Below are 12,206 nucleotides of genomic sequence, written 5' to 3' on the forward strand. Positions count from 1 at the left end.
CGGGCGGCACGAGCCGCCCGCCCGCCGGGTGACCATGGAGCTGCTGCCATGTCGGCCTACCTGCGTTTTCCCGCCGTCTTCCACGACGTCGTCGTCTTCGCCGCCGAAGACGACCTGTGGATGGTCTCCGCCAAGGGCGGGCGGGCCTTCCGGCTGACCGCCGGGCTCGCCGAGGCCGGTTATCCGCGGATCTCACCGCGTGGCGACCGGCTGGCGTTCGTCGGCCGGGAGGAGGGCCCGGAAGAGGTGTACGTCATGCCGGCCGACGGCGGCGCGGCCCGGCGGGTGACCTTCCACGGCTCCCGCTGCATGGTGACCGGCTGGGACCCCGAGGGCCGGGTCCTGTACGCCAGCGACGCCGCCCAGCCGTTCGCGGGCCGCAAGTGGCTGCACCGGGTGGCGCCCGGCGGGGTGCCGGAGCGGCTGCCGTACGGCCCGGCGAACTCGATCGCGTACGGCCCCGCCGGGATGATCGTGCTCGGCCGCAACACCGCCGACCCGGCCCGCTGGAAGCGCTACCGCGGCGGCACCGTCGGCGACCTGTGGATCGACCCGAGCGGCGCGGGCGAGTTCCGGCGGCTGATCAAGCTGCCCGGCAACCTCGCCTCGCCCTGCTGGAGCGACGGCCGGGTGTGCTTCATCTCCGACCACGAGGGCGTCGGCAACGTCTACTCGTGCGACCCCGACGGCGGGGATCTGCGCCGGCACACCCACCACGACGACTACTACGCGCGCAACCTGTCCGGCGACGGGCACCGGCTGGTCTACCACGCGGGCGCGGACCTGTACCTGCTGGACCCCGGCGAGCGGCCGCGCCGGCTCGACGTGCGGCTGCCCAGCTCGCGCACGCAGCGCAACCGCCGCTTCGTCGACGCCGCCGACTACCTCGACAACGCCACGCTCAGCCCGGACGGCAGCGCGCTGGCGATCACGGCACGCGGCAAGGCGTACGCGATGGCGAACTGGGAGGGCCCGGTCCACCAGCACGGCGCGGAGGACGGCCTCCGCTACCGGTTCCTGACCTGGCTCAACGACGGCGTGCGGCTGATCGCGGCGGCCAGCGACGACGGCGACGAGGAGAAGCTGGTGATCCTCGAAGGCGGCGAGGGCGGCCCCGGCACGGAGGTCGCCCGGCTGGGCCGGATCAACGCCCTGGTCGCCGACCCGGCGCACGACCGGGTGGCGATCGTCAACCACCGCCTCGAACTGCACCTGATCGACCTGGCGACGGGCCGCTCCACCCTGGTCGAGGCCAACCCGGACGGCTCGCCCGAGGACCCGGTCTGGTCGCACGACGGGCGGTGGCTGGCCTATGCGGCCCCGCTCAACGCCCAGACCAGCGCGATCAAGCTGCACCACCCGGAGACCGGGCTGACCGTGCAGGCGACCGAGCCGGTGCTCAAGGATTCGCGGCCGGCGTTCGACCCGCGGGGCCGCTACCTGTACTTCATCGGGCAGCGGACCTTCTCCCCCGTTTACGACCAGCTCCAGTTCGACCTGGGTTTCCCGCTGGGCACCCGCCTGTACGCGGTGGCGCTGCGCGCGGACGTACCGGACCCGTTCGTGCCCGAGCCGCGCCCGCTGGAGGCGAAGGACGACGAGGGCGACGGCGAGGAGCCGGAGGCGCTGCGCGTGGACGTCGACGGGCTGGCCCGCCGCGTCACGGCGTTCCCGCTGCCCGAGGGCCGCTACGAGCGGGTGGCCGGACTCAAGGACAAGGCGCTGATCCTGGCCAGCCACACCGAGGGCGAGAACACGCTGCATCTGTACGACTTCGCCAAGGGCCAGAAGGAGACGTTCGCCGACGGGGTCACCGACTTCGAGCTGGGCCGCGACCACAAGACGCTGCTGTACCGGGCCGACTCCAGGCTGCGCGTGGTCAAGGCCGGCGAGGCGCCGGACGACGACGACCGGAAGGAGCGCGAGAGCGGCTGGATCGACCTGTCGCGCGTCAAGGTGTCGGTGTGCCCGGAGACGGAGTGGCGGCAGATGTTCCGCGAGGCGTGGCGGCTGCAGCTCGAGAACTTCTGGACCGAGGACATGGCGGGCGTGGACTGGCCGGCCGTGTACGACCGCTACCAGCCGCTGGTGGAGCGGGTCACGACCCGGGGCGAGTTCTCCGACCTGCTGTGGGAGCTGCACGGCGAGCTGGCGACCAGCCACGCCTACGAAAGCGGCGGCGAGTACCGCCCCGGGCCGGACTACACCCAGGGCAAGCTGGGCGTGGACTGGGATTTTCGCGACGGCGTCTACCACATCCGCTCCGTCGTCACCGGCGATCCGTGGGACCCGAAGGCCACCTCGCCGCTCAACCGGCTCGGCGTGGACGTACGCCCGGGCGACGCGGTCCTGGCGATCAATGGCGCCCCCATCGGCGCGACCGCCACCCCGAACGAGCGGCTGGTCAACCAGGCCGGCGAGGAGGTCGAGCTGACGCTGCGCCGCGAGGATCGGGTCTTCGCGGTGACCGTGCGGGCGATCGCCGACGACCAGCCGGCCCGCTACCGCGACTGGGTCAACCTCAACCGTGCCCGCTGCCACCAGCGCTCCGCCGGCCGGGTCGGCTACCTGCACGTGCCGGACATGGGGACGGGCGGGTTCGGCGAGTTCCACCGGGGGTTCCTGGCCGAGTACGACCGGCACGCGCTGATCGTGGACGTGCGGTTCAACGGCGGCGGGCACGTGTCGGCGCTGCTGCTGGAGAAGTTGTCGCGGCGCCGGCTCGGCTACGACTACCCGAGGTGGGGGGCGCCGGAGCCGTACCCGCAGGAGTCGACGCGCGGGCCGCTGGTGGCGATCACCAACGAGTGGGCGGGCTCCGACGGCGACATCTTCAGCCACACCTTCAAGGTGCTGAAGCTGGGACCGCTGGTGGGCAAGCGCACCTGGGGCGGGGTGATCGGGATCTGGCCGCGGCACCAGCTGGCCGACGGGACCGTGACGACGCAGCCGGAGTTCTCCTTCGCCTTCGACGACGTCGGCTGGCAGGTCGAGAACTACGGCACCGACCCCGACATCGAGGTGGACATCACCCCGCAGGACTACGCGCGGGGCGTGGACACGCAGCTGGAGCGGGCCATCGACGTCGCGCTCGAGCTGCTGGCCGAACGGCCCCCGCATACTCCCGATCCCTCACATAGGCCGCGGATGCAACCTTAGGTGCATGGCGGGCGTCTAATGATCAGTGGTGGGGAAAGCGCATAGGGGATGAACGGTGCACTCCGCCAACGCGAGACAATGGCCGGCGGCAAGGGCATGACTCTTGTCCCCGGCCACGTGTGTTGTTGACTTCTCGGTCCTAAAGGGGGACTTGTCAGGTGCGCGCACTGGCACGCAAGGGAAAGTCGGCTGCGGTCCGGCTCTATCGGGGGTACAACCGGCGCAGGGCGCGCAACGCGCCGCCGCCCTCCACCCAGCGGATCCGCATCCTGCTGCTGCACGCCCACGGCATGGGCGGCACGATCAGGACCGTGTTCAACCTGGCGAGCTACCTGGCCAGGGAGCACGACGTGGAGATCGTGAGCATTCTGAAGGAGGCCGAGGAGCCGTTCTTCCCGATCGACCCGCGCGTGACGTTCCGCTTCCTGGACGATCGGCTCAAGCCCAACCCGGACCCGATGCGCGCGGTGTTGTCGAAGGTGCCCAGCAGGCTGATGCCCAAGGACGAGACGGCGTACCACCGCTTCAACCTGTGGACCGACATCAAGCTGGCCCGCTTCATCCGCTCCCTCGACAGCGGCGTGCTGATGGCCACCCGGCCGGGGCTCAACCTCGCGATGGCCCAGTTAGCACCGCCGGGCGTCATCACGATCGGGCAGGAGCACGTGGCGCTGCGCACCCAGGCCGAGCCGATCCAGGAGCTCATCAAGTGGCGTTACCGCCGCCTCGACGCCCTGGTCACCCTCACCAAGGCCGACCTGCGCGACTACCGGGAGACGCTGCCGAAGAAGCCGAGAAAGCTGGTCCGCATCCCCAACGCCGTGCCGCCCATGACGGGTGACGTGGCCAAGCTCGACGCCAAGGTCGCCATCGCGCTCGGCCGGATGACCCGCATCAAGGGCTTCCACCGGCTCATCACCGCCTGGGAGACCGTCGCCGCCGCTCACCCCGACTGGAAGCTGCGGATCTTCGGCGCCGGGCCGCAGGAGGACAACCTGCGCCAGCAGGTCGTCGACGCCGGGCTCGAGGGCAAGGTGGAGCTGCCGGGGCCCACCTCCGACGTGGGCGGCGAGCTGGAGAAGGCGTCCGTCTACGTGCTCAGCTCCCGCCACGAGGGCTTCCCCATGACGATCCTGGAGGCCATGGCCAAGGGACTGGCGATCGTCAGCTTCAACAGCCCGCACGGGCCCAAGGAGATGATCACCCACGAGGTGGACGGGCTGCTGGTCAAGCCGCGTACCAACGCCAACCTGGCCGCCTCCATCCTGCGGGTCATCGAGGACGAGCAGCTGCGCAGGCAGCTGGCGGAGGGGGCGGTGGAGACGGCGCACACGTACGACGTGGACGTGATCGGGCAGAAGTGGGACGCGCTGCTGGCCGAGCTCCTGGCCCGCCGCAACGGCACGTACGTCAGGCCGTCCCCGCCGGACACGTCCCCGCCGGACACGTCCGAGTCGTCTCCAGCGGCCCCGCCGGAGGTCACACCTCAGAGCCCGTCAACTCCACCGGCTCAGCGATGACGTCGACCAGCGCTCCGTTGCGATAGACGGTGATCGGCAGCGGCCGTCCGATCGCCTCCGCGAACATCAGCCGCTGCAGGCCCTGCGCGTCGCCCACGGGGTTGCGGTCCGCGCTCAGCACCAGGTCGCCCGCGCGCAGCCCGGCCTGGTAGGCGGGCGAGCCCGGGACCACCTCGACCACCCGCAGCGCCCCGTCCTGCTCGGTACGCCGCCGCAGCTGCTCGGGCAGCGGCGCCGGCGAGGTCACCAGCCCGAGGAACGCCCGCCGGACCCGCCCGTCCCTGATCAGCGCGGCGATGATGGAGCGGGTCGTGGCGTTCATGGGCACGGCCAGCCCCACACCGACCCCGGCCACGGCCGTGTTGATCCCGACCACCCGCGTCCGCGAGTCGGCCAGCGCCCCACCGGAGTTGCCCGGGTTGAGCGCCGCATCGGTCTGGATCACGTCCTCGATCAGCCGCACGTTCGACCCGCTGCGCGCCGGCAACGACCTGCCCAGCCCCGACACCACCCCGGCCGTCACCGACCCGGCCAGCCCCAGCGGCGTGCCCACCGCCACCACCAGTTGCCCGACGACCAGCTCGTCGCTGTCACCGAGGAGAGCGGGCGCGGGCGTGGCCGTCTGCGCCCTGATCACCGCCAGATCCGACAGCGGGTCCCGGCCGACCACCACGAAGTCGCCCGAGGTGCCGTCGGCGAACGCGACCGTACCGGTGCGCGACGATCCGATCACGTGCGCATTCGTCAGGAGGAATCCGTCTGCGGTGAACACCACCGCGGACCCACTGCCCCGGCCGGCCCGCACGGCGGCCACTTTCGGCAGCAACTCGGCCGCCACGGAAGAGACGACGCGCGAGTAGGCGTCGAGGGGATCCGCCATCACGTGCACTCCTTTGCTTACAGGATTACACGCTAACTCCGCTTCCGCGAGGGTGCGCCGCCTGGACGCTGTCCGCGATGCCGGTCAGGGCCTGAGCACGATCCGGCGGGCCGCCCGAAGAGGAACCGGGCCGCCCGAAGAGGAACGGTGAAACGCATTCGCCCGCGTTTTAGGCCGCACGCATGATGCGGCAAATTCAGTTGCGCCGCCTTCGCCGTCCCATGCTACGGTTTCGATCAGTCAAACCCCGCTAATTGCCTGATCCCGTCGGGCTCGGAGCGGGTGCGGGTCGAATGGCATCGGTTATCTCTTTCTCCAAAAGGACAAATCCCGGTGCCGCTTCACCACATCCGTGCTCGTTCCCAGCTCGACGGTTCTCGGTGCGGTTCGGTGAGGGCACGGGTCGAAGTTCATCGGTTATCCGCTCATAACGGGGTGGTCGCAGGTTCGAGTCCTGCCCGGGATCACGGTCTCGGTAGCTCAGCCGGCAGAGCGCCTAAACGCCGGTGGACCTTTCCACATCCGTGCCTTCTCCGAATCTCGCTCATTCATTCGTCAGCCCTGCCGGGGGCACGGGTCGAAATCTGTCGGTTACCCCACAGGCAAAGGTTCGATTCCTTCCGGCCGCTTTATCGCGCGGCCGGTTGCCCGGGTCGGCCGGGCGCCCGGCAGGTGCCTCACATCCGTGCCCCCGGCACGGCTGACGATCGTCCCATATCCGCCACCACGGCGGGTCGAACGCCAGGAGGCGCCTCATGCCCCGCAACCGTGACCCTCTCGCCGGCATTTCCGCCATCGCCACGCCGCAGGCCCAGCCGCTGCCCGGCCGCACCGACCAGGTGAGGAACGCGGCAGGCGGTTACGTGTTCGCCAAGGACGTGTGGCAGCGCGTCGAGGATTTCCTGATCCTGGGCACCACGGGCGGCACCTACTACGTGTCGCAGGACAAGCTGACCGCCGAAAACGCCGACGTGCTCTTCCAGGCCATCGCCCAGGACGGCCCGCGCGTCGTCGAACTGCTCACCGGCATCTCGACCGCACGCCCGCCGCGTGCCCCGAAGCAGCGCCCGGCGCTGTTCGCGCTCGCCGCCTGCTACGCCAAGGGCGACGCGGCCACCCGCCAGGCCGCCAAGGCGGCGTTGCCGAAGGTCGCGCGCACCACCGACCACCTCGCCCAGTTCTTCGGCTACTACAAGAACCTGGGCGGCAAGCCGACCGCTCGCGGCAGCGCCCCGGTCGTCGGCCGGTCGCTGCGCACAGCGTTGTCCTCCTGGTTCCTGTCGGACCACGCGGACAACGTCGCGTTCCGGGTGTGCAAGGCGCGCCAGCGGAAGACGCCCCAGGGCGAGGCGTTCGATCTGCTCGACGTCCTGCGTATCGCCCACCCGAAGGCGGACGGCCCTGAGCGGAGCCGGCTGTTCGGCTGGATCGCCGGGAACGTGTCCGACGCGGAGGCCCGCGACGTGCTGGAGTCGGTGGACCGGTTCCTCACCGCGAGGGCCGTCACCACGGCCCGCGAGGCGATCCAGGTGGTCGGCGAGCGCAAGGTGCCGTGGGAGTTCCTGCCGGACGCCATGCTCAGGGAGCCGCAGGTGTGGGAGGCGCTGATCGACACGATCGGCGTGACGGCGCTCATCCGCAACCTGTCGAGGATGACCCGGATCGGCACGCTCGAGCCCATGAGCGACGCCACCCGGCGCGCGGTAGCCCGGCTCACCGACCGAGACGCGCTGCTGCGTGCGCGCATCCACCCGATGGACGCCTTCCTCGCGCTACGGGTCTACGCCTCCGGCCGGAGCAGGCCGAACCCGCGCGCCGATGTGCAGACGTGGCAGCCGGTCCCGGCGATCGTGGACGCGTTGGAGGGGACGTACGAGCTGTCGTTCGGCGCCGTCGAGCCCACCGGCCGGCGGCTGCTGGTCGCGGTCGATTCGTCCGGCTCGATGAGCTGGGGCGATGTCATGGTCGGCGGTTCCTCGATCGGCACGCCGTACGAGGTCGGCTGCGCCATGGCCGTGATGCTCGCCCGGATCGAGAAGGGGAACGTCCACGTCATCGACGTGGACACCAGTGTCCACCCTTCTCGGGTGACGCCGCGTACCAACCTGCGCGAGATCAAGAGCTGGGCGCCTTCGGGCGGCGGCACCGACCTGTCGCTGCCGTTCCGGTGGGCGCGTGAGCAGCGGGTGGGGGCGGACGGCTTCGTGGTGTTCACCGACAACGAGACCTGGGCGGGACGTGCCCACCCGTCGCAGGAGCTGGACGCCTACCGGCGCTCGGTCACCGCGGGGACTCGCGTCGTGGTGGCGGCGATGACCGCCGCGGGCTACTCGATCGGCGACCCGCAGGACCCTGGCGTGCTGAACGTGGCGGGCCTGGACGCCTCACTGCCGTTGATCGTGAACGGCTTCATCCGGTAAGCCGGCCTTCCCCCGCTCTACCGGCTCGCCTGGGCGGGTGCGGCCGGCCGTGCCCGCCCAGGGATCTCAGAGCACGGCCTGGGCCAGCACCGCGCCGCAGTAGGCCGCCCCCAGCCCCGCCACGATGCTGGCCACCGCATTGGCCACCGCGTGGAAGCGCACCCCCTCCTCGATCAGCCGCACCGTCTCGTACCCCAGCGTCGAGTACGTCGTCAGCGCCCCGCAGAATCCAATCCCCGCCAGCGCCATCAGCCCGTCCCCGGCCGGCAGCGCGGCCAGGAACCCCAGCAACGCCGAGCCCGCCACGTTCACCGTCAGCGTCCCCCACGGGAACACCGTGTCGTGGCGCGCCTGCACCGCCCGGTCCACCAGGTACCGCAGCGGCGCCCCGACCGCCGCGCCGAGCACGATGAGCAGGATGGTCACCGCGCGATCCGCCTGGTCAGCCACATCCCGGCCGCGACGGCCGCCAGCGCCGCCGCCATCGTCCCGGCCAGGTACGCCAGCCCCGTCACCGGCGCGCCCGCCGCGACCACCCGCTGGATGTCCACCACGTACGTGGAGAACGTCGTGTACCCGCCCAGCACCCCCACCCCGAGGAACGGCCGCACCAGCCGGTGCGCGGGCCGCACTTCGGTGATCACCACCATGAGCACCCCGATGAGCAGGCAGCCTGACACGTTCACCCAGAACGTCGCCCATGGGAACCCGCCCGGCGCGGCGGGCACCGCCGACTGCACGGCGTACCGGGCCAGCGCCCCCAGCGCGCCGCCGGCCGCGATCGCCGCCAGCACCGGCCAGTGCAGCTCGGCACGCTGCGCGGGAACGTGAAGATCGACGTCCGGGTCGATCGGACGATCAGTCACATAACCCTCCCCGTGTCAAAACGGTCGAAGCCGGGAATTTCTCTAGACAACTGGGAAGCGCACGGAGGACCGCTTGAGCACGAAGGACGCCATCGCCCTTCTCGCCGGAGCCATCATCGTCGTCTCCTTCGTCGGCACCACCAAGACCCCGCCGGCCACCGCCACCAGCCCGCTGGGCAACGTCAGCGGCACGCTGCCCGGCCTGGCACCCATCATCTCCGACGCCGACAAGGCCAAGGCACGCGACCTCATCCGGCGGCTGCGCGTCAAGGGCTTCGGCCCCAACACCGGGTACGAACGCACCCGGTACGGGGAGAACTGGGCGGACACGGCAGCGGGGGTCCCGTATGCGGGCAACGGGTGCCGGACCCGCGACGACCTGCTGGCCCGCGACGGCCGTGAGGTGACGTACCGCGCGGGCTCCACCTGCGAGGTCGTCTCGATGACGCTGGACGACCCCTACACCGGCAGGACGATCTTCTGGCACAAGGACAACGCCGACGAGGTGCAGGTCGACCACGTCGTGCCGCTGAACTACGGCTGGCGCATGGGCGCGCCGCGCTGGCCCATGTCCAAGCGGCTCGACTTCGCCAACGACCCGCTCAACCTGCTGCCCGTGGACGGCGACGCCAACGAGCAGAAGGACGCCTCGGGGCCGGCGAGCTGGCTGCCGCCGCAGCGGCGCATCCGCTGCGCGTACGTGACCCGCTTCGCGCAGGTCGCGTTCAAGTACAACGTGCCGGTCACCGCGGCGGACAAGAAGACGATGCTGGCCCAGTGTCGCTGAGCAGTGCGTCAGCGTGGGTCGAGCCAGTCGAAGCCGTTCTTGAACGTCAGCTCGGCCAGCACCCGCTGCCCGGCCGCGCTCGGGTGGAAGTAGTCCCACTTGCTGACGTGGTCGAGGGTGAACGCGTAGGAGAACACCGCGCCGCCGTCGGTGCGGCAACGGGGTCCGTAGGCGGCGCAGGCCTGGGCGGCGGCCCGGTTGTAGGCGATCACCCGATCGCGCACCCGGTTGCGGCGCTCGGTGTCGGCCCGCTTGACGGAGCTCGGGTTGGCCAGCATCGTCGGGCAGATGCGGCCTAGTGTCCAGAACGTCCTGGCCAGCGGGTTGCGCCGGCCGGCCTGCCAGAGCCGGCGCAGGTCGGGGATGCTGGCGATGAGCACCCTGGCCCTGGGCATGCCGGCGCGCAGCTCGGCCAGCGCCGCGTCGAGCCGCTGCCGGTAGGTCGACGCCGGCGTCATGGCCTTCTCGGTACGCGTGCAGGCGTCCTGGGCGCCTATGAGAATCGTCACGTAGTCGGCCTTCGCCGCGACCGCCTTCTTCACCTGGCCTAGTAGGTCGGCGCTGGTGGAGCCGGGGACGGCGAAGTTGAGGTTGTGCTTCTGGAGCGTTCCAGACAACTTGGACAGTCGCAGATAGTGGCTGGTGATCTCCTTGTGGTCGCCCGCCGACCACGAGCGGGAGGTGCAGGAGACGTACCAGCCACAGGCGTTGAAACCGGTGGAGATGGAGTCGCCGAGCGCGGCCATGACTTCGGGTACGGGCTGCGCGGCGGCCTGCGCCGGAGCGGCGCCGGACAGGACGACGGCCGCGGCGAGAACGGGGCCCAGGCGAGCGATCATGGCCCCAAGGTAGAGAGCCGATCATGGCCGGACCATGGCGTTGAGGTCAGGTCTGTCATTTCAGGACCGTCTTCATATGGCCGCTTGACAGCCCGAAGACGATCAGGGTGCGCCCAATCTAGACGGACGTCCGGTTTTTTCCGAGTTCGTTGGCCGTAACGTGGCATTCACGGGGGTCAGAGTCGAACATGTTCAGGTCGCGAATAGCATGTCTTGAGTGAGTGTCGCGCTCGGAACAACCCGCCCGCTGCCGGTTCGCACCACACCTGTCGGCGACCCCGGTGACCTGCTGGCCTCCTTGCCGAGGACGGCGCCGTACGCCTGGATCAGGCACGGCGAGGGCCTCGTCGGCTGGGGTGAGGCCGCCAGAGTCGCCGTGCCGCCGGGGCCAGGGAGGTTCGCGTGGGCCCGGCAGTGGCTGGCCGGCGTGTTCGGCTACGCGCACGTCGACGACGCCGTACGCACGCCCGGCTCGGGTCCCGTCGCCTTCGGCAGCTTCACCTTCGACGAGGACGCCGAGGGCTCGGTCTTGGTCGTGCCGCAGGCCGTCCTGGCCCGCCGCGACGGCCACGCCTGGCTGACCACCATCGGGGAAGCGCCGCTGCAGACGTTCTCCCCCGTGCGCGATCCCGGCCGCATCAGCTACGGCGACGGCAGCCTCTCCGCCCCCCAGTGGGAGCACGTCGTCGCCCGCGCCGCCCAGCGCATCCGCGACGGCGAGCTGGAGAAGGTCGTGCTCGCCCGCGACCTCGTCGCCACCGCCGAGCGCCCCATCGACGTGCGACTGCTGCTGGCCCGGCTGGCCGGCCGCTACCCCGAGTGCTACACCTTCTCCGTCGCGGGCCTGGTGGGCGCCACTCCCGAGCTGCTGATCCGGCGCACCGGGCAGGAGATCGAGTCCCTCGTCCTGGCCGGGACGACCCCGCGCGGGATCAGCGCGGCCGACGACCTCGCCCGCGGGGCCGCGCTGTTCGCCTCGACCAAGGACCGGTCCGAGCACGAGTGCGCGATCGCCTCGGTCCGCCAGACCCTGGCCCCGCTGTGCTCGTCGCTCACCACCCCGGACGAGCCCGAGCTGCTCATGCTGCCCAACGTCCAGCACCTGGCCAGCCACGTCAGCGGCCGGCTGGCCGACGGGGCGTCGGTGCTGGACGTGGTCGCCGCCATGCACCCGACCGCGGCCGTCGGCGGCACGCCGACCGACATCGCGATCAAGGTCATCCGCGAGCTGGAGGGCATGGACCGGGCCGGGTACGCCGGCCCGGTGGGCTGGATCGACGCCCACGGCGACGGCGAGTGGGGCATCGCGCTGCGCTCGGGGCTCATCCAGGGCCGCCGCGCCCGCCTGTTCGCCGGCGGCGGCATCATGGGCGACTCCGACCCGGCCGCCGAGCTGACGGAGGCGCAGGCCAAGTTCCGCGTCATGCAGTACGCGCTGGAGGGCTGAGCCCTCTATCGGCCCGCCTCAGGCGGGGACGTGAACGTCCTCGCCCACGGCCACGCGGGCCCGCCCGGCCGTCAGCGTGGCCACCCAGTCGGCGAACGCCGCCACCTCGTCCTCCCCCACCGCGACGGCGAAGGTGACGTTACTCGCGTACACCACGTCCTCGACCGCGTACCGCGAGGCCCGCAGATCGTTCTCCACCCGCCCCGCCTGGTCGTGCGCCACCGAGACGCGGACCCGCTTGGCCGGCACCATCCGCACCGGCTCGGCCCGGTCGAGGGTCTCGGTCAC

10 protein-coding genes are annotated in these 12,206 nt (G+C 71.2%); 5 read left to right on the forward strand and 5 right to left on the reverse strand.

Translation table 11 applies throughout. The annotated features are described in order from the left end of the window. Positions 1-48: 48 nt before the first annotated feature. Both ETD86_RS47370 and ETD86_RS47375 read left to right on the forward strand, forming a co-directional pair. On the forward strand, positions 49-3,159 hold the full coding sequence (locus tag ETD86_RS47370) for a S41 family peptidase (RefSeq protein ID WP_138673185.1): 3,111 nt from the start codon (positions 49-51) through the stop codon (positions 3,157-3,159). 158 nt (positions 3,160-3,317) lie between these two features. Then, positions 3,318-4,679: a glycosyltransferase family 4 protein gene (locus ETD86_RS47375; RefSeq protein WP_138673186.1), complete on the forward strand. Its 1,362-nt coding sequence runs from the start codon at positions 3,318-3,320 to the stop codon at positions 4,677-4,679. Here ETD86_RS47375 and ETD86_RS47380 read toward each other — a convergent pair. Next, positions 4,639-5,559 (reverse strand): S1C family serine protease, encoded by a 921-nt coding sequence (locus tag ETD86_RS47380; protein WP_138673187.1) that lies wholly within the window; start codon positions 5,557-5,559, stop codon positions 4,639-4,641. The two genes, ETD86_RS47375 and ETD86_RS47380, sit on opposite strands and share 41 nt — an antisense overlap. Before the next feature lie 755 nt (positions 5,560-6,314). Between ETD86_RS47380 and ETD86_RS47385 the strand changes: the two genes are divergently transcribed. Beyond that, positions 6,315-7,979 (forward strand): TROVE domain-containing protein, encoded by a 1,665-nt coding sequence (locus tag ETD86_RS47385; protein WP_138673188.1) that lies wholly within the window; start codon positions 6,315-6,317, stop codon positions 7,977-7,979. A gap of 66 nt (positions 7,980-8,045) precedes the next feature. On the opposite strand, the gene crcB (ETD86_RS47390) is transcribed toward ETD86_RS47385, so the two are convergent. Further along, entirely contained in the window at positions 8,046-8,405 is a 360-nt protein-coding gene (gene crcB, locus ETD86_RS47390) for a fluoride efflux transporter CrcB (RefSeq protein ID WP_138673189.1), read from the reverse strand. After that, entirely contained in the window at positions 8,402-8,845 is a 444-nt protein-coding gene (gene crcB / locus ETD86_RS47395) for a fluoride efflux transporter CrcB (RefSeq protein WP_138673190.1), read from the reverse strand. Before crcB (ETD86_RS47395) ends, crcB (ETD86_RS47390) begins: the two co-directional genes overlap by 4 nt. 73 nt (positions 8,846-8,918) lie before the next feature. On the opposite strand from crcB (ETD86_RS47395), the gene ETD86_RS47400 reads away from it, so the two are divergent. Further along, positions 8,919-9,632: an HNH endonuclease family protein gene (locus ETD86_RS47400; protein WP_138673191.1), complete on the forward strand. Its 714-nt coding sequence runs from the start codon at positions 8,919-8,921 to the stop codon at positions 9,630-9,632. Positions 9,633-9,640: 8 nt separating this feature from the next. On the opposite strand, the gene ETD86_RS47405 is transcribed toward ETD86_RS47400, so the two are convergent. Beyond that, positions 9,641-10,471 (reverse strand): SGNH/GDSL hydrolase family protein, encoded by an 831-nt coding sequence (locus ETD86_RS47405; protein WP_138673192.1) that lies wholly within the window; start codon positions 10,469-10,471, stop codon positions 9,641-9,643. A gap of 217 nt (positions 10,472-10,688) precedes the next feature. On the opposite strand from ETD86_RS47405, the gene ETD86_RS47410 reads away from it, so the two are divergent. Then, positions 10,689-11,918: an isochorismate synthase gene (locus ETD86_RS47410; protein WP_138673193.1), complete on the forward strand. Its 1,230-nt coding sequence runs from the start codon at positions 10,689-10,691 to the stop codon at positions 11,916-11,918. An 18-nt stretch (positions 11,919-11,936) separates the two neighbouring features. Here ETD86_RS47410 and ETD86_RS47415 read toward each other — a convergent pair. Further along, a partial coding sequence (locus ETD86_RS47415; protein ID WP_138673194.1) for a DUF1949 domain-containing protein occupies positions 11,937-12,206 on the reverse strand: 270 nt, incomplete at its 5' end.

The sequence above is a fragment of the Nonomuraea turkmeniaca genome, from assembly GCF_005889735.1.
Lineage (GTDB): Bacteria > Actinomycetota > Actinomycetes > Streptosporangiales > Streptosporangiaceae > Nonomuraea > Nonomuraea turkmeniaca.